Here is a 21,274-nt window from a genome sequence, read left to right as displayed (position 1 = left end):
TAATTTTAGATTTTTGTAAATTTTTTAGCCTTTTAACAATGGAAGCGTAATTATGATCTTCGTACCTTCATTTCGTTTGCTTGTAATGTTAATACCATAACTCTCTCCGTACAGTAATTTGATTCTGTCATCAACATTCCGTATACCGATCCCGGAGAACAATTGGCGTTTGTGCTTCGAGGCTGGCAACTGTTCTTCTTTCAGAAAATTAGGATCAAGGTCCATCCCGTCACCATTATCTACAACTTCGCATACAAGCTGATCTTCCTGAACGGCGATCATGATTAGAATTCTTCCCTCATCTTTAAGATTGAATGCATGAAAGAACGCATTTTCGATAAAAGGCTGCAGAATTAGCTTTGGCATATGATAATCCAAGCTTTCAGGCTCCACAAAATAATTCACGCGGATCTTCTCGCCGTACCTTACATGATTGATATATACATAATGCTTCAGCGATTCTAATTCCTGACTAACAGGTATAGTGGATTGAACATCACTGACAGTATTTTGCAGGAGTGAGATTAGCGAATTTATCGTGCCAGCTGCTTTTTCTTTGTTGCCCTGTTGCACCAGAAATTTGATAGAAGCCAGTGTATTGTATAAAAAATGGGGATTGATCTGCATTTGAAGGGCGGCCAGCTCCGCATTACGCTGCTGCTTCTGGGTCTCCATCAACCGATCAACATAATCATGTAGGGAATCAAGCATAAAATTAAAGGCATTGCCTAGCTCCTTAACTTCATAACTACTAGTAGCGACATCCACGTGGTTATCGAATCCCCCCTTAGGAATACTCGACATCTGTTCAACGAGTACACGCAGGGACTTCGTCATTTTCCTTGTAATTAAAAATACAATAATAAGCGAAATGGCTACGATAGCCATGATCGTCAACGACACTGCTTTGGCATTAACCATTTGCCCGGTCACAGCTTTTTTATCGATCAGATTCACCAAATAAACATCAAATTCAGGCAAGTATTCCGAGAATACTACCCGTTCATTCCCCATCACATAGACAGATTCTCCATTGTCTCCTGTGCTCTGTTCATCAACTACTTCTTGAAGCAGCTGTTGATCGTTCAGTCCAATCAGCTCTGTCCTGTTGCTGGATACAATTTGCCCTTTTGCATTCAGCAATACAACATCATTACCTTCACTCGTAAAATTGGCATAGAAGGCCTTGAAATTACTATCACGAATTGCAATGTACATAGTGCCATAGATACTGCCAGTCGAATGATCAAATAGAGCTTTAGAAGCCACTAACATGATCTCTTTCTTATGGGTTTGACCATCCTCTTTTTGATAAAGCTGGTACAGAATTTGCTGCGGATGAGCCACTGTCGCTTTCGTAATCGGGTGGTTCTTCAATTCTTCAGCAGTAGCAGACCAATACCAAGGGTCAGTTGAGTAACTTCTGCCATTCGCACCTACAATCATAATCCCCACATCAAAAGCACTGAGGTTGGAGCGGACTGCCCGCATGCTTTCTGTCATCTGGTAGGTTTTGATAGCAAGTGTTAATGAATCCGTCTCTCCCCCAGACAAATAGCTGCGGATGGCACCTTTCTGAGCTGTCATTGTAGCACCCGTAGCTACAACGTTGTTGTAGGACTCCAAGTTTGTCTTCATCTGATTTAGTAGTTTGCCATTCGTTATGCTGAAGGTCTTTAAGAATAAATTTTCTGACATACGGATGGTAATAGACAAAGTCAGCAGGGATACAGCAACAATGCTTATGAGGGTCACAAGAAAAAGCTTGAGAAATAGGCCCTGCTTTCTAATCTTGTTAATGATAGTTCCAATCATGGTCGCTCTACGTCCCGTCTTCGGTACTGGCTCGGAGAAATACCAGCCTGTTTCTTAAACACTTTAGTAAAATAACTCTGATCCGAATACCCCACACTAGCGCTGATATCAGAAATTGTTTTTTCCGTCGTCACGAGTAACTCCATGGCTTTCTCCAACCGGACCTTGTTCAAATATTCATTGAATCCTTCACCATTCTGAGCAGTGAAATGGCTCGATAAATAAGAAGCGTTGAAATGAAACTGCCGTGCAACCCCAGTCAACGTGATGGGATCAGCGTAATGAGTCTGAATGTATTCAAGCAATCGGGTCATATTGGGATTGGTCGTTAGGTTCGTCTCACCAATCGCACGTTCAGCTTCGCGAATAAAGGCTTCAACAACAGCAATTGCGTCTCCGGCATACATCGCTTCATCTATTTTTCGAAAGAAATCGTATTTGGATGCCTCCAAGCCTCCAGTCTCGTACTTCATTTTTCCAAGTGTGGTCGCTACGTTAAATATGAAATTCCCCAATAACGATTTGAATTCGAAAATATCGGTCCTATAATCCATCGAACGGAGATGAACATATTCCAGAAATCCAGTAAATGCCTTCTGGTATTGCTTACGTTTCAGTTGTTCCATTAATTCGCCCATATCATATTCCTGATAAGCTCTCGGAAGGCTGGGCAAATGATCGTTTTCAATTAAGCTTCGATCCGGCAAGTAAAAGCTGTATCGTGTAAGCTTTAAATAATTGTCTCGATAAATCTCTCCCAGCTTATTAAAATCCGTAAAGCTTTGGCTGATAACGAAATGTGTTTCTCTCGCCCAATGATCCATTTCCGAGACCAGATATCGGAGCTCTATAACAAGCTCGTCCCACTGTTCCGGGTTTGCATTAAGCAAATAAATAACCGAATCATTGACAAACTTCAGCCGAATAAACACTGTATCACCCAAAGGGAGCGTACTAAGACCTTTTTCTATTTTCTGTGTGAAAGTTAACCTATCCCCAGAATCTTTAATATGTCTCATATCCGCTCCGAAGAAAGCGAATAGTGGGTGTGGAAACTTCGCATGAAGCAAAGCAGGTTCAAGCCCAGACTCATATCCGGTCATAAGCTTCTCGATAACTAGCAAAATTTGCTTTTCGCCAGGATCCGTTCCTTGATCGGACATCTCCATCCCTACCAATTTAGCAGTAGTTTTATTTAGGATGGATAACAAATAGTCAGCTTCCAGCTTTGGCTTCAGAATATAGTCCGCTACCCCACTTTGAAATGTGGATCGGACATAATCGTATTCACTGAAACTACTTAAGACGATTACTTCAATATGAGGGTATTTCTCCTTAACAATCTTAACCAGTTTCTCTCCGCCCATTATTGGCATAACAATATCTGTAATGATGATATGGGGACTGACCTCATCCATCATATTTAGTGCTTCAAGACCGTTAGCAGCCTCACCAACAATTCGATACCCTTCATTCTCCCAATCTAAAAGATGTTTGATTCCTTGTCTTACTAGCATCTCGTCATCAACAATCATAATTTTGAATATTGGTTTCATTTCTTCCCCCTTGTAACCGTTTTCTTTCCATTTGTTAGTATACAATACATCCAACAAGGAGCAAGCTTCTAGACAAGTAAAGCCGTAAGCTTACTTAAAAATTGTTCATTCCAAATCATATGCCCCACCGACAAATATGGTCAACCTCTCATTTTTCATCCCATGAAATATTCTTAAATTTAAGGAAATAACTTCTAGCATATACAACAAAAAAAGCTGCGATAATTGCAGCTTTTTTGTTAATGAAACAATAATCCAAATAAATTATTTATTGGCTTATAGATAAAAATAATAAGAAACAGCGGACTGGGGATGTTCAATTTTAACAACGAGCAGAAGGTCGCACCAAGACCCAAAATCCAAAAAATAAAATATATGCTAAGATCAGGCACTCGGCGCTTTCGCATTAATTTAGGCAAATCAAGTGCCATACAACCTACAGCAATCACCAAGAATAACAGTACTAGCATTTGACTTCACTCCTTGATTTTTTCAAGAAAAGAATTATCTGTGAGGCCCACGCGGTTAATAACTGCTGAGGCTTTGTAATGGATGGGCAATGATTTAAGGTAATCGTCACCCTTTTGTTGCTGCAGCTTTGCCCAAGCTTTAGGGCTGGCATGGTAGATCGATTGTCCGAATCCCATAATATCAACATTGAAACGATCATTTACATGCTCCACAGTTTTTTGCATCCGCTCTATAATCCGCTCTTCTGTTTCCTTTTCCAAACGTTTTATAGTCCTTTCCGATTCCAAATTTTCTACACTTTGCACTTCTTCAATATTGCAAAGCGTCTTAACACTAAGGTAAATATGCGGCTCCCCATTAATGATTTTCACTTTGCGTTTAGTTGTAGCCTGGATCGCTTCGATTACAATGGGCTTTCCGTCTTCCCCTGCGATCGGGCCAGAATGTGCGGTTACCTTATCGTTGATATAATTGTAACCAATCGTTTCTCCCTCGGTTAGCCAACCGATCAACTTGTCTTTTTTGAACACAGCTACAGTATGGTATTCCAATCTTGCCTTAGGCATTGTTCGCTCTACATTGCTTTTGTCCTCTCCATCTTTGGGATCGCCTATAATTTTCACTCCGGTTAGCACAGGATTCTCGCCTTCAGACAATAAATTCTCAATAAAATCATCCAGCGTGACAGCGACTGTTTTTGCTGAATCTTTATAAGAATTATCCAAGGAACTAAATAATTTGTTCGCTGGTAATTTATCCATAGGTGTAAGGACATTCAAGACATTGCTGGCGGTTGTATCTCTGGCAACCATAACGTAGAAATCCATCCGGGGTTCCCGACTTCTTTTAAATACATCAAGTATCTCACCCACTCCGGTGCGGGCAAGCTCCTCCCCAATCACCAACACCCGGATATGACCGAGATAACTTGACCTAGAGCTATCCAGATTCAGCTTACGCAGCGCATCATAAAACGTAGGTACAGTAAATTTATATACAACCACTGGGACTCCACTGCCTCCCCCTCCTCCATTCGTTTGGGAGGAAATCGCAGATGGAATAACGACCTGCATCGAAACGGTATAACCTTTTTCTGCCTTGTCAATCCCTATCCCCAAGACAAAAGCTATCTCATTCAGCTCATTTCTTTCCCAACAGCCGCTTAGCACTAACGTAAATTGGAGGGCTATCATTAATCGAAGAACGCCTCTAACTAATTTTTTATTCATTTTGTTGGTTCCTTATCACTGGATGTGCTTTGACGAAACAGGTTCTGCGTCTTATTCTCAGCAGGCCTTGTCTTTAAAAACGGCCACGGAAAGCGAAAAATAGAGTCTTTTAAATCTTTGGAATTATACGGTCCGAGCGGACTCATATAAGGCATTCCGAAAGAACGCAGGCTCGACAAATGCAATACGATGATGAAAATACCGAAGAGAATTCCATATAATCCGATAAATCCGGCCAAAGCTATAAGCACAAAACGGATCATCCGCGCAGCAATAGACATTCCTGTCTCCGGAATAACAAAACTAGAAATGGCTGTTAGCGATACAATAATGACCATTGCGGATGAAATAAAACCCGCTGCTACCGCGGCTTGTCCTATCACCAGCGTTCCGACAATGGAAATCGCCTGACCAATATTTTTGGGTATCCGCACCCCGGCCTCCCGCAAAATTTCATAAGTCATTTCCATGATCAGCGCCTCAATAAAAGCAGGAAAAGGAACACTCTCCCGCTGGGCAGCTAAACTGATTACAAGATTGGTCGGTATCATCTCTTGGTGATAAGTAGTAATCGCAACATACAATGAAGGGGCAAGCAAAGTAATAAAAAATGAAATAAAACGAACTAATCTCAGCAATGTTCCAATATCGGCCCTTTGGTAATAATCCTCAGCTGACTGGAAAAATGCCACAAAAAATGTGGGCACCAACAGTACAAAAGGAGTTCCATCAACAAGAATGGCCACTTTTCCTTCCAAAATACCCGCTGCAATCGTATCTGGACGATCACTGTTGTATACGGTAGGAAAAGGTGTAACTGCCGTCTCTTGAATAAACTCTTCAATATATCCACTCTCGAGAATACTGTCCGTATCTATTTTATTCAGACGGCGCTTTACCTCTTGCACCAGTTCCTTATTCGCGATGTTACTTAGATACATAATGGATACGCTAGTTTGAGTCACCCTTCCGATCTGAACGGTTTCCAGCCATAAATGGCTATCTTTGATTTTTCGCCGAACCAGTGCCGTATTCGTCCGTAAATTCTCAGTGAATCCTTCCATTGGACCCCGAACAACCGATTGTGAGCTAGGCTCCCCTACATTACGATCTTCCCAGCCTGGTAAGCCGATCCGCAGAGCGCTGGATAACCCGTCAAGCAGCAGCATTATATTACCGGACAATAAATGATGAATAAATTGGCTATAATCGTCAATGACGGCTATATCGCCGGCTATTAATATCTGTTTCTTAATCATCTCAAACTTCTGCTCGGGAGAAAGCCCCCTCAGCTGTTCGTAAGGAATGTGTTCCTGCAAGGAATACAAAATTGAATTATGCAGCACCTGAGTATCCACAAGACCATCTATGTAAACCAAAGAAATATGAGTGTTTTCTTCTATCTGCAACTCTTTTATGACTACATCAGAGCTTTCCCCCATCAATTGGTACAAATTAGCAATATTAACTTCCAACCGGCTTGATATTGTACCAATCTCCGTATCTTTCATGATGCAGCCTCCACTTCTCCATAAATAGATGAGTATAGTTTGATGTTAATTATGATAATTATTCCTTCGGATTAAAAAATCAGGATGGCATAATTCTGGTAACTACAACCATACTAAAACAAGTCCAATAAATTTGAGGGGGTATATGAGTTTGGAGAAAGATCGAATTAGTACCAATCAAATGATTATACTTGGGCTATTCACATTTATTGGGGATATGGCGCTTGTGTATCCGGCGTTAATGATATCAGGAGCGAAACAAGATGCGTGGATTGCTGGTTTGATTAGTATTCCCTTGGGTCTAGTGACCATAAAACTGTTACTCTGCTTAGCAGACCTTGAACCAAATAAGAATATTATCGAGCTTAGCCTACAAATTTTAGGAAAATGGGTCGGAACTGCTGTGGCCTTATTCTATTTAGGGTTCTTTCTGATTGCTGCCTCCACCTACATAAGAGAAATTGAAGATTTCATGTGTACACAGATTTACGAGAAAACACCCGGTGGGGTTATTCGTTTCATGGCCATTTTCCTGCTGGTATATGGGGTACGACTTGGCCTAGAAACTTTGGGCCGGGCAGCTCAGCTTTTTTTCCCTTTATTTGCAGTTTTTTTAATCGGTCTGCTGCTCCTGCTGACCCCCGATGTCAAAATGGAACGGTTATACCCCATCTTGAACACACCAGTACCGGACATGCTTCATACTTTGATGTATGGTGTTTTTTATCCTTTTGGCGAATTGTGCGTGTTTCTAATGATATATCCTTATGCTCAGAAAAATAGCAAAACAAGCCGGGATATTTTCATAGCCTTGATCATCGGAGCTCTGGGCCTTAACCTCATTTTATTTTTTTCTCTTACCGTTCTTGGGGTTTTCGCTTCTGAACATCAATTTTATGCGGCTTATATCCTTGCACAAAAAATTAATATTGCTAATTCTCTGCAGCGTATTGAAGCACTTATGGCTACAGCATGGATTATCAGCACATACTTCAAAACTGCAGTTTATTACTATGCTTTAACCTTAGGTACAGCCCAATTATTTAAACTCAAAAGCCACCGTCCTCTGATCATCCCCACTGGATTTTTGTTATTCGGGATGTCACAGCTGATTGCCAAAGACATCATTTTCTATGTGAAGGAGATCCCCGCCTACTGGGTAGATTGGGATTTCACCTGTGCATTTGTTCTGCCGCTTATGTTGCTAGTTGTGTATAAATTTAAGAAACGCCACGCTTCTAAGGTTTAAACGACACTAGATTGTGAATAAGTGAAATTAAGATTGTAGATACGAATCCCACTTAATGATCTAATTACGATCCACTAAAATAATTTGGGAATTTCTCCCTGAAATTCACAAAGTGAATATTCCGCCGCCCAACCTAATGGCATAGAATACTTTGTGTGCGTAGCCCATAGTCTATTGGCTAAAGCAAGAATCCGCTTATAGCCTTTTTACTAAAAAAGAAGCTGCCTCATAAGTAGTATTCACTACTTTTAAGACAGCCTCTTTGTTCATAAGTTTCTTGTATGAAGTAACTCTATTCCTTCTTATCCAAAGAAATCGACGATGGAGTTACATCACTGACAGGTTCTTTTGCCACTTCAAAAGTGGATCCGCAGGCCGGACAAAAGCGAGCCTCGATCGCCACATTCCCACCGCATGCTTTACAATGCTTTACATCGGACAACTCAGCAATTTGCTGAAGGTTCGTCTCAATCTCCGCCTTCAATTCGAGAATACGATTAATATTAGTCTCGATTTGCTCACTTGGCAGTGGTCCTGCACCTTGAGTTACGGCTTCAAATAACAGTTTGCCCATGACCTGATACTGCTGGTCAATATCATTTTGCTTACCGTTATTTTGCAGCTTCAACCGGTTAATCTCCACCACTGTTTTTGCTTTATTCCCAGCCTCGCTTACCCCTGCTTTTACTTTGTTAAAAAAACTCATATTCAGCCCCCAATTCCGTAGTAGTCATATATAAGCATATTTCGACACCGCCAGAAGTATTCCTTTCTTTATTGTACCTAACTTCGTCCATGGTTTGTAGCCTATAACCGATTTACTAACCCTTTCCCCGCCTTCCTGCGGGAACGAACCTCGACTCAGGTCTGGTATACAAAACCGCCTCCAGGCCGTTTTTTCGCATGCAAAAAGACATTAGAATGAGTACATAAGCAAACGGGTTGCAGGATTCAATAACAATCACACCCATACGAGAGGAAGAAAACAATAAATGAAAAAATTATATCGTTCCCAAAGTGATCAGAAGATAAGTGGTTTGTGCGGAGGTCTTGCTCGTTGGTCTGGTATTGATGCTACAGTAATCCGTCTTGTTGCTGTTGCCGCAGCATTGTTCAGCTTCGGAACTGTACTTATCTTCTACGTCATCGCTAGTATCATCGTTCCTAAAGAACCTTTTAACAGCTTTTCAGATGGACATGATTTCTATTAATTAATCGTCGTTCAATACAAGCCAGCCCTAATATAGCTATAAAAAAGGAGAGATAGAACATGAGTCTATTAAAAAGAATTTCCACAATTACTAAAGCAGCCCTACACGAAGGTCTAAATAAATTAGAAAACCCGGTATTGCTGACAGGTCAGTATTTACGTGATCTTGAAAATGATATCGCTAAGGCGGAACGCAATGAGCGTGATCTGCAAGTTACAGCAAGTGTGTTGGAACGCCGCAAGCAAGAATATACTCAGTTAGTAGAGCAAAGTGAAGCCGAAGCCGTTCAAGCAGTTGAGCAAGGAAATGAAGAAAGAGCTCGCCTGGCACTCATAGCCAAGTTACGGTACGTGGAACAGCTGGAAGAGTCCATAAATAGCCAAGTACAAACTAAGCAATCCCTGGCAGAGCTTGAGATCAATATCGCTAGAGCTAAAGAAGAGCGTGAACATCTCAAAACGAAAAGAACTGAGCTTATCGCTCGCGCTCAACAAGCCACAGAAACACTCCACTCAGCTCCACGTAGTTCTACGAAAGGTCTAAATGTAGGATCAGCTTCGCAAGGCTTCGAACGTATGGAAGAGAAGATTTTCGAGTGGGAAGCATTGGCGGAAAACTCCAAAAATAAATTCAATACAGGTACAGGAATAAGTCCTTCCATCGATCCTAACCTGCGTAGCGCTGTTGACATCGAAATCGAGCGAATCCGCAACCGTAAAACTAACACTGAAGTAAACACTGAGAAAAAATAAATAGGACAATAAACCCCTTATTACTCAGCTATTGTGCTGAATAAGGGGTTTGTTTTTTACTTCTTTTCATCCCGCGAATCCATTTTTTCGTTTCCGGATCCACGCGATAAGACTCCGTGATTTTCTGCAAAGCCTTGTTGTAAGTGAAATCATCTAAGCTGTTGTTTCTCAAATAACTCATCGTAGGCTCTGGCAATTTCACATAACAAATCGAAAGCGCCCAAGAAACCGCCATTTTTACATAATAGCCTTCATGACTGACCTTATCGAGCAATGGTAAAATCCGGCTGATATACGTTTCTTCAATAAAGAAATTAAGCAGCATTACCACAGCAAATCGGATCTCATATTCTTTATCTGATGATAAGTACGGCATTATAAACTCCCATACCCGTTCTTTATTCTTTACGGTAAACTTCAGGCCTGTGCAAAAGCTATCGCAAACCGACCAGTTATCGATTCTGGGAATAAAGTCAGCGATATAACGTAGGATTTCTTCAAGATCTGTCTTCACGTAGCCAAGCACCATACCTTGCAGCATCACTTCTTCAAAATAATCTGTCTCGGCATGCTCCAAATAGGCTCTCCAATCACCCTTTGCAATGATTTTGGCAAGCTTGCGCAGTTCCGGTAGCCTGACGCCTATAACATTATCTATCGTCGGAATTAAGGCCGCAGAAAACTTTTGGTAGTCCACATCTGCCAAATTCAATAGCTGTTCTCTTATTGTTTTTTCCATAGTAGTACTCCTTACCCGTCCATTATTCAAATGAAATTTCCCATAAATATATAGAAGCCACAGAACCCAAAGGAGTATAGTTTAGCCGGAATTGTTCAAATTGATCTTTGGTAAGCTTATCAAGTCCATACAGCTTCATCATCCCCCGACGAATCGCAATATCTCCCCAGCTGACCACATCCCGTCGTTCCATAGAATGGATTAACATCATTTCTGCCGTCCACTTGCCAATGCCCTTTAACGTCATAAGTTTTTGTATAACCTCTTGATCTGATAACCCAGGCAATTCCTCCAGCTTAAAATCACCCTGAGCGACCAAATTGGAAATCTCATGGATACATAGTGCCTTTTTCATCGTCATCCCACAGCTTTGAATCTCATCCGCCGTATGTAAGGCTAACTGTTGCGGAGTGATGTCTCCGAAATGATTCAACATTCTGTTCCAAATGGTCCGAACCGCTTTTACTGAAATAAGCTGTCCTACTATAGCATAGATAAGCGCAGTAAAAAGATCCGGTATAATTACACGTTCCACTCTGCCCATCCGTGCCATAGCTGCGCCAAGTACTGGATCCACACTTCGGAGATAATCTATTTCTTCTTGCCCATAATCAAAAAACTTAGTAACTACGCTGCTCAAAGTGTTTCCTCCCGTATCTGATAGTGATGACCCTAATCCTAATATACAATACCTATTTGGCAGTGTACGGATTGTTGAATAGAATAGCAAGATAGCGAAACTAAAAAAAGCCATAAGACCTCCTAAGATAGGTGGTTATGGCCTATAGTAACGCACAGGCTTATTCATTTTCAGTAATGTATTTTTATGTTCGCAGGATTCTTTTTTCTTTCGCTGCGCTTAGCCACAAGGGGAATTCATTCAGCAGCTGATCATACAGATCTTCATCAGTCACCTTTTCAATGTTGTCCAGATGAATAAAATTGGCGTTATCCACCAAACGGCCCTTCATCGTATCAAGTTGCTTCAATACTTCAAAATCCGAGTTACCGATTCCGACAAACTGCCAGAAAATCGGTTGGACCGAAGCAGCCATAATCACATTTTTAGTGGATTTCACTACACCACCATCGTTAATAAATATGATAAATACTGGTGTAGAATCGGGTTCTTCCTCCGTATATTTTTTAATGATATCCTCCATTACTGGCGGTTCATTATTGCGGCCAAACTTATGAATGGTACGATTATTTAAAATATGTGTAAACACATATCTTCCTAATTCCTGCTCTGTCACTGGTGGCAGCCGGCTAAACTCCGTATCGTACACCCAAACATCTAACGATTGGTTATCATCAAATTTGCAGGCAACGGCTAATATACGCTCAACTACTTCTTGAACGGTTCCATTATTATAGAGATTTCTCATAGATCCTGTAATATCCAGAACAACGCCTACCCTTGCGATGACTCCTGTCAGATTCTTTTTTTCTAAGGTAATCTGAACAATTTTTTTACGTAAATCAATAGAGGACAGTACATTCTTCTCTTCATAACGGATCGTCTCTAAAGGCAGGGATAACTCAGCTGTGGCCGCTACCTCAGGGTTCCCTTCGTCTTCTTCAATAACGAGCCCATAGTTTGTACATAACGCAGCCAATCCTCCCTCAAAGCCACTACCAATCGCACTGAATTTCCACTCTGGGCCATAGCGATATAGCTCTCCAACCACAATAGCTGTCTCCGTCGACAGGTCAGAGCCATACTCGAAAACGAATAATTCCTCACCGCTAGCAGCATCCACTAAGCGTAGATAAGGAGAGGTTACTTGCTTCATAGAGTGTCCTAATTTTTCTCCTTCATAGATCGTTAAAGTTAAAGCTATTCTAGTAATATCCTTAGGAAGTTGAGAAAATGTAATGGCGATAGCTTCTTTATCCCCTTGTTGTAAGACAGAATGAGTTACAGCTTCGTCTATAGACAACGGATTACCATAAAAGATAAAGTTCTCATCGCGTTCGCAACGGTTCTGCTCTGACAGTAAAAAAGCAGCAGAGTCTATGCCAATTCTAGTATCAGCAGTCATCCACCCAAATTTCAGCAAAAGCTTGTTCACGTTTCTCCCTTTCGTAATATCCACCTTTTGCCCCTTTATAAGCCGCACTCTATCATCTCCTTATTTTTACTGAACAGCTCATTGTGATTCACTAGATTGTATTTATCATTTTACTACTTTAATATGAAACGTATATATGATAGATAAGGAGCTTTACGAATGGACTTTATAGCAATTGACTTTGAGACCGCGAACTCCAGTCGATCCAGTGCATGTGCCTTGGGACTTGTGGAAGTTAAAGCTGGAAATATAACCGCAGAACATTCTTGGCTAATTGACCCGCAGCAGCGGTTTGATGGCATGAACATTTCGATACACGGCATCACGCCATCAATGGTAATCGGGCAACCTACTTTTCAAGAGCTGTGGCCCACCGTTGAACCGTTACTACACGGACAAATCGTCGTGGCGCATAATGCTGCTTTTGATATGAGTGTCCTGCGTTATTGTCTCGATGGAATGTCCCTGAGCTACCCAAGCTTTCAATACTTATGTACCTATTTATTAGGCAAAAAAATGCTGCCCGACCTGCCCTCCCATAAACTTAATGTAGTCTCCGAGTTTTTCGGCATTACGCTAAAGCACCATGATGCCTTAGATGACGCACGCGCAGCCGCTGCAATTCTAGTAAAACTTATGGAGCAGGAGGAGCACTATGATCCTCTATTGCTCTCTGCCAGTCAAGGATATACTAGCGGAACGATGTTTGCCGGCGGGTATACCCCATTTTCCACTCGCGCGAAAAAGCCTGCTAAGAAACAAGGCACTAAACATAAACCCTCCATTTATAGCAGCCGCGCCACTTTGTCCAAATAACCAAAGAACATCAAAAACCCCCAACCAGCTGCTTTCTGCTGATTGGGGGTTTGGTTTTATAGGGTATCTCTTAAATCTTCAAACGATACACAGCCTTATTCTCTAGACCTCTGATGAACGGTGTCCATTCCTCGGTCTCCGGTGTGGTATCCAAAGCATCCTCCACCATTTGCAGCTTCGCATCCATCGCATCGATATGATGCAGAGCGACTGCCTCAGCTGTCTGTGGCTGAACAGGACTACCCCATTCGCCCAAATTATGATGTGACAATACGAGATGCTGTAACGCCATAACCTTTTCCGAATTCAAATCAATATCTAAACGGATAGCCGCTTCCGTGATCCAGTTAGACGCCATCGAGATATGGCCAATCAACTTGCCCTGAACGCTGTATTCCGAGACAATCCCAAGCTGGGAGACCATCTCCTCCGGCTTCGCGATATCATGCAGAATGATTCCTGCCTTCATTAGATCTGGATTCAAGAACGGACGCTGCTTGCACAGAAAATCACCAATCTCCAGCATACGCACCATATGATAAGCAAGTCCGGCAAAATAAGCATGATGATGTGTTTTGGCTGCCGGATAATGCATCAATTTCTCTTCGACTTTACCCACACAAAAAGAGACAATCGAAGCAATTTCCGGATCTGAAATACTTGCCATAACCCCTTTAATCGTATGAATAAGGTCTACTGGACGAATTGGGGCAGAACGGATGAAATCCGTAAGTGCAACACCATCCTCATCGTTAACCAACCTGATTTTAGTAATTTTTATTTGTAATTTCTCACGATAAGTATGAGCAATCCCGCGTACCTTCACAAGCGCCATAGGAAAAAAAGTTTCTTTATCGGTTGTGCTGGCATCCCAATATTTCGCAGATAATTGTCCAGTGGAATCCCCCAGAACGATGTCAAAATAATCTTTTGGAGGAGTGCCGTTCGTTTGTTTAATTGCCAGCTCTCTTAAAAGATAAAAGCCAACAAATTCATCTTGTGGAGCGAGCTGTTTAATTTGTGTCATGTTGGAGCCTCCTATTAATAACAGGCTTTTGGCCTGCTCTCTATATTAAACTTTAGACACTCACCTCCAAAATCCCTTTAAATCACTATACGATCTATTTTCATATTTATGTACAAGCCAAGAATATTTGAAAAAGGAGGCTACTCCCCGGCCATATTCTGGCACTGGAATATCCTCCTTTTGTTATAAAACGATAATTATTTACCAGCCGATTCAAGCGCTGATTTAATAGCTTCTACCGCTTTAGCGGATATTTCTTTCTCTGCATCATTTTTTCCGAAGGCTGCTGGACGGTAACCATATTTGTGCAGGCTGTATCCGGTCGATGTCGACTCGATTTCACCTTTCACTGCCAGCTCCGCGTCCGTTAACTGATTGATTGTTCTTACACTTCCGTTTTTATCCAAATAATAAACAAGCATTTTGACAGGAACACCGTACTCTACATTCACCATAACATTTACAAGCTTATCGGCACTTACACCAATGAAGATTCCATCGAAATAAGCCGCTTTATTAGCTTCTACAACCTCAGCTTTTCCGTACGCTCTATCCACCGCAGTCTTCAAAGCCACGCTGCTGCTAGTTGCACCAGACACAGCATCTACTTCCTGCACACCTTCTCTAGTCCCTGCTGCGAGGAAGCTAGCCGTCAACTGAGGAATTGCTTTTACCACCTCAGGATAAGCAGCGTTCCCTCTATCTACAAGGTTCATTCCTACACGGTACAAGGCTACATTTACGATTTTGCCGTTACGCAGGGTAACGTCCGCTCTGTTCGTTCCTTTATCATAAGCATCACCAAATGCAGTAAAGGTTCCGTCTTTATAGGTTCCTTGGACTTTGGATGCATTGGTCAAAGCATCTGTCAGTGCTGCTTTAGCTGCTGCCGACAATGCTTCTTGGCCTGTAATATCGGCCATTTGCACACCTTTTTCTAACAGCCCGGATGTGAGTGTAGCTACCCATCCTTTTTGTTCTGCACTCAGTTTATCGTCAGCAATCAGCTTGCCGTCAGCTCCAAACAGACTTACTTTAATGCCTGTTACCGCGTCTGCATCAACATCAACTAGCAGCAGTACTTTAGATTGGTTATCTACTCCGGCAAATTTGCCGTCAAAATATTGACCTTCAGCAGGAACCTTCAGCGCTTTCTCAAATGCTCTTTCTACAGCTTGGTTCCAGCTGTGACTGCTTTCCGTAGCTCCGGAAATTCCGTCAACCTTTTCATCATAGTTAGCGATATATGAACCATTCGCTAGCAGCTTAGCTGTCATAGGAGCATTTGCTTTTACTACTTCCGCATAAGCTGTTGCCCCTCTGTCAATCAGGTTGTTGCCAAGTCTAAACAGCTTCACATCAACCAACTTACCGTTGCGAATCACGATGTCGGCTCTTTCAACGCCAACACTTCTTGCCGTACCATAAGAGGAATAGAATCCGTCTACATAAGCAGATGTATTGTTGATTATTGCATTCTGCTCAGCATCCCAGAAAGCGTTAATCGCTGCTATAAAGTCGGCTTCAAGACCTGCAACAGGCTGTGCCTCTGTTCCTTTGGCCAGCAAGGCTGGAGCTATAGCTGCAACCGCTGCCGCTTGCTCAGCTGTGTAAGCTTTCTCCTCAATGAAATCACCAGCGCTGTTCATAGGATACACTTTAACATCTGTAAGCTTGTTGGATTCGTAGGTCGCGAATACAGAATATTTACCTGTAGGATCTACGCCCATATGAACTCCATCAAAGTAAACGGCATTTGTATCTTTCACTGTCAGAGCTCTTTCAAACGCTCTATCTACAGACAATTTCCAGCCATTACTGGAGCGGGTAGCTCCCGAAACAGCATCAACTGCCGCTGCTCCATCTCTTGTTTTGCCAAGCAATCTATCCTTCATCAATCCATAAGCTTGCCATAAAGCACTATAATTGTTACGAGCATCTCTATCAATCAGCTTAGGACTGGTTCTCAAAAGCTCAATGCTAGTAATTTTGCCATCTTTAATTTCGATCTTGGCACCTTCCGTGCCTTTGGAGTATGCATCGCCATAAGCTACGTAAACTCCATCTTGGTATACGTTTTCATTAACTGTAACAGGCTTTGCTGTAGCCACAGGCTTAACAGTTTCCGCTGGTACTACTGTCGCTGCTGGTGCAGCGGTTGCTTTTGGGGTTGCTACTGGTGCTGCTGTAGCTTTTGGGGTTGCTGCTGGTTTGGCTGTTGCCTTTGGTGTTGCTGTTGGTTTTGCCGTTGGCTTTGGCGTTGCTGTTGGTTTTGCCGTTGGCTTTGGTGTTGCTACTGGTTTTGCCGTTGCTTTTGGTGTTGCTGCTGGTTTTGCCGTGGGTTTTGCTGTTGGTTTTGCTGCCGGTGCATCCGCTTCTTCGGAGGCTGCCGATACTGCATCCACCTTCAAGTTTACAGCAGGCACATTAAGTGTGTAAGCAAACGGCGCTAACAATATAGCCGCGCTAACCGTTAAAGAAATTAGTTTTTTCAATGAAAATTCTCCTTTACCAAACCCCAGTGATATGTAGCTTTTTGTTAACCAAACCTTTTTCGTACGATGCCCCTTCTCTTCTTATGAAGCATAACTTCTCTCTTCATAAGAACTCATCCCCCCTCTCATGCCTTTACACGCTCGATTTTCAATAAAAAATAGCTTGAATCTATTTCATTTCTTCCTTTTAACACAAAGCCGTATAAAAGGTGAAATAATTCACATAAGTTACTATAAAAACACTTACACCCGTTTTCCATCAATTTCTGGTTTGATACTACCAGACCTTTCTGCGGTTCTTCTGTATCGAAAATCACACACCCTATAAGAAACATCACTATTTGCGATTAAATTTAATTTATACGCGCAAAGTGATCTCAATAACTGTGCATTCAAGGCTAGCTATGCTATTTTAGAACGATCTCTTATATGGGAAAGGAGTTCTGTGCTTTGAGCAAACAGCCACCTATTGGAGTTATACTCGCCCAAATCGGCACCCCTACTGCACCAACTGCAAAAGCTGTACGGCCTTATCTGAAACGTTTTTTATCAGATCGCCGAATCATAGATTATTCTCCTCTGCTGTGGCAGCCTTTGCTGCGAGGTGTCATTCTGCGTTCACGTCCACGCCGGTCCGCTGAGCTGTACAGTCAAATATGGACAACCGAAGGATCACCATTGCTCTTTCACTCTTTAGCTCAGCAATCTGGATTACAAGAACTGCTGGGTCCACGGTATCAGGTAGAGCTTGGATTGGCTTATAGCGAACCCAGCATGGAGCAAGCGATGGCGAAATTCGACACCGCCGGAGTTACCCGAATTATCATTGTGCCGCTGTTTCCGCAATATTCGTCCACGACTACCGCGTCCGTATTCGATCAGGCCAGCTTTGCAGCCTTAGGTCGCCAAAGCTCCACTGGACCTGTAACTAAACGTCTGATTCCGGCTCTAAGATTTATTGATGCCTACTATAATGAGCCCGGTTATATTTCAGCCTTGAAGTCACACCTACTGCGTCAAATGGAGATTCTGAGCAAAGAACCTGATTATTTTGTACTGACCTTCCATGGGATTCCCAAACGGTATGCGGATACCGGCGATCCCTACCCGCAGCAATGTATGGAAACCGCGCATCTTCTTGCTTCTGCTATGAATTGGGAGCCCGAACGCTGGCAGCTTAGTTTTCAATCACGTTTCGGACGAGAAGAATGGGTAGGACCCTCTACTGCGGATGTTCTGGGAGAGCTTGCCGGACGAGGAATACGTAAGCCTCTGATTTTTTCACCGGGTCTTGTGACCGATTGTCTGGAAACGCTGCATGAGCTAGCCATAGAAGGACGAGAACAATTCGAGGCTGGTGGAGGACAAGCAGAGGAATTTATGGCAATCCCCTGTTTGAATGACCATGAGGATTGGCTTGATTTTTTGGCTGAACATGTAGAAAAAAACGCCCAAGGATGGTAAATCAAAAAAACCGTCTTGTCCACAGATCATTTCTGTTGCAGACAAGACGGTTAGCTATATCAATTGTTAAGCATGAAGAATCGAAAGGATACTTATGCTGTAAGCTGCTTATATTTCGTAGTCAGTTCATGGAACCACTGCTTGTCCTGCAAGGTCAACGCAAAATCAATCAGCTCGGCAATCTCACTCGGCTGTAAATCTGCTGAGTCATTAAAGGATACTTCAGCCGTAGCTGTAGCTGCGCCATTCCCATCCTCTGCGTAATCATAAGAAAAACATAACTTAATGTCACTTTCCAGAAATTCATTACGAAGGAAATATAATACCTCACACATTAACACAGGTCTAACATGATCATCAAAGACACATTCCATAACCTTTGCCCAATATTGCTGGTTGTTGAGGTGTAACTTATCATTAGTTAAGAGATATTTCTCACCCTGAAAATCGGTGACAAATCTCAGTTCAAGCGGCTTCATCTTAAAAATAGTAGCAATCTGCTTCATGCTAATATTCAAAATATCTTGCGTTTCTAGTCTGATCATCTCTCCATGCACCTCGTCCCTCTTAGTTGGGTTATTCGAAACCTGCCATTATCTATAATTCTTTATATGCCATTAATGTAAAATTAACTCCATTAATTCACTTTAATTTTATCTAATTTAACATTATTATCGTCACCTGACTATGCTTTATTTATATTTTTTTAGGATTTCGCTCAGAAAAATGTTTCATTCTCTAAAAATCTGTTTAATATTATTGTTCATTACAATAAGATGTATAAAGATTACGCATCATGTGAAGCTTTTGCTTTCTTATATTTAAACAAAAAAAACTGTTCTGAAGGGTCATTACGACCTCAGAACAGTTTTTTGCATTAGGATTATACTTCAGTTAATTTACTTAAACAAACAATGGCACTAACTGTATTCCCTCGGGTGAAATCCGCACGAGTCCTTTATCTGTGATACGTAACGTTGGGATAACCGCCAAAGCAAGCAGCGATAAAGTCATAAACGCGTAATTCAAAGTACAGCCGGCATCATACAACGCTTTACTGATCGCAGCTGATTTCTCAGCAGCAATTTCAAATGGCTCTGTAGACATTAGGCCTGCAATGGCCAACGGGAATAACGTTTCTCCACTAGATGTAATTACGGCGACCCCACCCTGAGCGTCCGCCACCGCGTTCGCAGCTTTGGCCATTAGCTCATTATCATTGCCGATGACGAGTACATTATGACTATCATGAGCAACAGTCATTGCGATAGCAGCCGGTTCTTTAAAACCGATACCTTCCACAACAGCCACTGATTTATTTCCTGTTCCTTTATGCCGTTCGAGCACAGCGATTTTACATAGACCCTCTACAGCATTTACATCCAGCTGCCCTGCTACTACAGGTACCGAAACCATACGTTCAATGGTCTCCACATGATTTTCTCTTACTTTAATAACTCTTGTAGTAAGTTCACCTGTTTCAATTGGAGCCGCGATAATAAAATCTTCGGCGGTAGGACGCTGTGGCAAATGAACCGAAGCCAAAACTTCCTCTGGATATGAGAATTTAGCAAGCTCTGCCGTCATCACACCGTTTTCGGCAACGACTACACCAGCAGCAATCGTAAGTACCACACGAACATCGGCCAAATTCCCGTCCAGCAGAATAATATCCGCAAAAGAACCTGGAGTAATAGATCCGATATCCTGAGACAACCCAAAACGCTCTGCCGTATTAATAGTTGCCATTTGGAAGGCTGTTACTGGCTTCACGCCTTGAGCAATCGCATGGCGAACAACGAAATCCATATGACCTTCGTCCCGTAACGATTCCGAGCTGCGGTCGTCAGTTACCAGCATCATGCGACGCGGATCAAGTCCACGCTCTGTATGAGCGGTGATGGTCTTGGCAACATCATGCCAAGCCGAGCCCCGGCGCATTTTGGCATACATCCCCAGTCGAACGCGCTCAATCACATCGTCTGCTGTAACACACTCATGATCACCAGTCACCCCTGCCGCAGCATACACTGGCAGTCTCCAGTCGCTGGAAGGCCATGTGAAATGACCGTCAACAAATCTGCCTGCCCGCAGCGTAGCTTGAATCTCTCTAAGCATTTTCTCATCGCCGTAAACAACGCCAGGGAAATTCATCACTTCGCCCAGAGCAATCACATCTTTGCCCCACGTAAAAGCTTCGGCAACTTCTTCAGGACCAATTGAGGCACCCGTTGTCTCGAATTCCGCACCTGCCGCAGGCACACAAGAAGCCACCTGCATGTAAGCAGCTAACGGCGTCCCCCGCATCTCATCCAGCATCAATTGAATACCCTTCAGCCCGAATACATTAGCAATCTCATGTGCATCAAAGAAACCACCTGTTGTGCCAAGCGGCAGAACAGCGCGGGAAAATTCAGTAACGGTTAGCTGGGTGCTCTCAATATGGCAGTGGCCATCGAGCAATCCCGGAGCTATATACTTGCCGTTCGCATCAATAACTTGCGTTCCTTCGCCAATCATATGTGTCACATCTTTACCAACATAAGCAATTCGTCCACCTTGAACACCAACAGACATTCCTTCTAGAATTTCACCAGAGCATACGTTGACCAGCTTTCCACCTGTAATTACCAGTGTTGCCGGTTTATCGCCTCTTGCCGTAGCCACAAGCTCAGGTACACAATCCGCTAAAGGCTTTCTTGTAAAAGTTGTCATCTTCATCTCTCCCCCGTTAGTATCCAAGTGTTGTCTTGATGTAGTGAATAGATCCGTAATCATAGAGGATTGCCTAACTATTAAGCCTAGGATAATATAGTTGCGCAGGTCTGTATTTGTAAGAAAAAACGGCTCAATCATCCCTGTAG

General features: G+C 42.5%; 18 protein-coding genes and 1 pseudogene. 5 read left to right on the top strand and 14 right to left on the bottom strand.

Annotated elements, in window-relative coordinates; all coding sequences use genetic code 11:
- Nucleotides 1–24 precede the first annotated feature (24 nt).
- From MHI51_RS06920 to MHI51_RS06900, 5 genes are all read right to left on the bottom strand, one after another.
- On the bottom strand, nt 25–1,815 hold the full coding sequence (locus tag MHI51_RS06920; protein WP_076218298.1) for a sensor histidine kinase: 1,791 nt from the start codon (nt 1,813–1,815) through the stop codon (nt 25–27).
- Nucleotides 1,812–3,371, bottom strand: a complete 1,560-nt coding sequence (locus tag MHI51_RS06915; RefSeq protein WP_076218316.1) for a response regulator — start codon at nt 3,369–3,371, stop codon at nt 1,812–1,814. The genes MHI51_RS06920 and MHI51_RS06915 overlap by 4 nt, the downstream gene beginning before the upstream one ends.
- Before the next feature lie 239 nt (nt 3,372–3,610).
- On the bottom strand, nt 3,611–3,841 hold the full coding sequence (locus MHI51_RS06910; protein ID WP_076218299.1) for a hypothetical protein: 231 nt from the start codon (nt 3,839–3,841) through the stop codon (nt 3,611–3,613).
- A 6-nt stretch (nt 3,842–3,847) separates the two neighbouring features.
- Complete coding sequence (locus MHI51_RS06905; RefSeq protein WP_076218300.1) at nt 3,848–5,071, bottom strand: Ger(x)C family spore germination protein; 1,224 nt, start codon at nt 5,069–5,071, stop codon at nt 3,848–3,850.
- The gene (locus MHI51_RS06900; RefSeq protein WP_076218301.1) at nt 5,068–6,582 is read right to left on the bottom strand and encodes a spore germination protein; all 1,515 of its coding nucleotides are present in this window, start codon (nt 6,580–6,582) and stop codon (nt 5,068–5,070) included. Before MHI51_RS06900 ends, MHI51_RS06905 begins: the two co-directional genes overlap by 4 nt.
- Before the next feature lie 145 nt (nt 6,583–6,727).
- On the opposite strand from MHI51_RS06900, the gene MHI51_RS06895 reads away from it, so the two are divergent.
- The gene (locus tag MHI51_RS06895; RefSeq protein ID WP_405173710.1) at nt 6,728–7,831 is read left to right on the top strand and encodes an endospore germination permease; all 1,104 of its coding nucleotides are present in this window, start codon (nt 6,728–6,730) and stop codon (nt 7,829–7,831) included.
- A 292-nt stretch (nt 7,832–8,123) separates the two neighbouring features.
- Here MHI51_RS06895 and MHI51_RS06890 read toward each other — a convergent pair whose 3' ends face one another.
- Complete coding sequence (locus tag MHI51_RS06890) at nt 8,124–8,537, bottom strand: zinc ribbon domain-containing protein (RefSeq protein ID WP_036679993.1); 414 nt, start codon at nt 8,535–8,537, stop codon at nt 8,124–8,126.
- Nucleotides 8,538–8,823: 286 nt separating this feature from the next.
- Here MHI51_RS06890 and MHI51_RS06885 point away from each other — a divergent pair, with 286 nt between their 5' ends.
- Together MHI51_RS06885 and MHI51_RS06880 are read left to right on the top strand one after the other, a co-directional pair.
- Entirely contained in the window at nt 8,824–9,042 is a 219-nt protein-coding gene (locus MHI51_RS06885) for a PspC domain-containing protein (RefSeq protein ID WP_038569266.1), read from the top strand.
- Between the two features lie 59 nt (nt 9,043–9,101).
- Entirely contained in the window at nt 9,102–9,794 is a 693-nt protein-coding gene (locus tag MHI51_RS06880; RefSeq protein ID WP_405173709.1) for a PspA/IM30 family protein, read from the top strand.
- 28 nt (nt 9,795–9,822) lie between these two features.
- Here the strand turns inward: MHI51_RS06880 and MHI51_RS06875 are convergent, their stop codons facing one another.
- The 4 genes and pseudogenes from MHI51_RS06875 to MHI51_RS06860 form a co-directional block, all read right to left on the bottom strand.
- The gene (locus tag MHI51_RS06875) at nt 9,823–10,533 is read right to left on the bottom strand and encodes a DNA alkylation repair protein (protein ID WP_076185389.1); all 711 of its coding nucleotides are present in this window, start codon (nt 10,531–10,533) and stop codon (nt 9,823–9,825) included.
- 22 nt (nt 10,534–10,555) lie between these two features.
- Nucleotides 10,556–11,173: a DNA-3-methyladenine glycosylase family protein gene (locus MHI51_RS06870; RefSeq protein ID WP_405173708.1), complete on the bottom strand. Its 618-nt coding sequence runs from the start codon at nt 11,171–11,173 to the stop codon at nt 10,556–10,558.
- A 184-nt stretch (nt 11,174–11,357) separates the two neighbouring features.
- Entirely contained in the window at nt 11,358–12,029 is a 672-nt protein-coding gene (locus tag MHI51_RS06865; RefSeq protein WP_248547966.1) for a VWA domain-containing protein, read from the bottom strand.
- Nucleotides 12,030–12,140: 111 nt separating this feature from the next.
- Nucleotides 12,141–12,656 (bottom strand): annotated as a pseudogene (locus tag MHI51_RS06860) (TerD family protein); the annotation flags it as partial.
- Between the two features lie 111 nt (nt 12,657–12,767).
- Between MHI51_RS06860 and MHI51_RS06855 the strand changes: the two are divergent.
- Nucleotides 12,768–13,424 carry a 3'-5' exonuclease gene (locus MHI51_RS06855; protein WP_076125424.1) on the top strand — a complete coding sequence of 219 codons (657 nt, stop codon included), beginning with the start codon at nt 12,768–12,770 and terminating at the stop codon, nt 13,422–13,424.
- 70 nt (nt 13,425–13,494) lie between these two features.
- Here MHI51_RS06855 and MHI51_RS06850 read toward each other — a convergent pair whose 3' ends face one another.
- Together MHI51_RS06850 and MHI51_RS06845 are read right to left on the bottom strand one after the other, a co-directional pair.
- On the bottom strand, nt 13,495–14,451 hold the full coding sequence (locus MHI51_RS06850) for a 3'-5' exoribonuclease YhaM family protein (protein ID WP_036680004.1): 957 nt from the start codon (nt 14,449–14,451) through the stop codon (nt 13,495–13,497).
- A 197-nt stretch (nt 14,452–14,648) separates the two neighbouring features.
- Nucleotides 14,649–16,946 carry an FMN-binding protein gene (locus MHI51_RS06845; RefSeq protein WP_405173707.1) on the bottom strand — a complete coding sequence of 766 codons (2,298 nt, stop codon included), beginning with the start codon at nt 16,944–16,946 and terminating at the stop codon, nt 14,649–14,651.
- A gap of 450 nt (nt 16,947–17,396) precedes the next feature.
- Here MHI51_RS06845 and hemH point away from each other — a divergent pair, with 450 nt between their 5' ends.
- Nucleotides 17,397–18,410, top strand: a complete 1,014-nt coding sequence (hemH, locus tag MHI51_RS06840; RefSeq protein WP_175617361.1) for a ferrochelatase — start codon at nt 17,397–17,399, stop codon at nt 18,408–18,410.
- A 92-nt stretch (nt 18,411–18,502) separates the two neighbouring features.
- Here hemH and MHI51_RS06835 read toward each other — a convergent pair whose 3' ends face one another.
- Nucleotides 18,503–18,955: an IDEAL domain-containing protein gene (locus MHI51_RS06835; protein ID WP_076125508.1), complete on the bottom strand. Its 453-nt coding sequence runs from the start codon at nt 18,953–18,955 to the stop codon at nt 18,503–18,505.
- A 358-nt stretch (nt 18,956–19,313) separates the two neighbouring features.
- Nucleotides 19,314–21,131: an adenine deaminase gene (locus tag MHI51_RS06830; RefSeq protein WP_405174042.1), complete on the bottom strand. Its 1,818-nt coding sequence runs from the start codon at nt 21,129–21,131 to the stop codon at nt 19,314–19,316.
- Between the last annotated feature and the right edge of the window lie 143 nt (nt 21,132–21,274).

Source organism: Paenibacillus sp. FSL H8-0260 (assembly GCF_045040625.1).
Lineage (GTDB): Bacteria > Bacillota > Bacilli > Paenibacillales > Paenibacillaceae > Paenibacillus_AQ > Paenibacillus_AQ odorifer.
The sequence above is the reverse complement of the archived record's forward strand: the minus strand, read 5'-3'. Positions and strand labels throughout refer to the sequence as shown.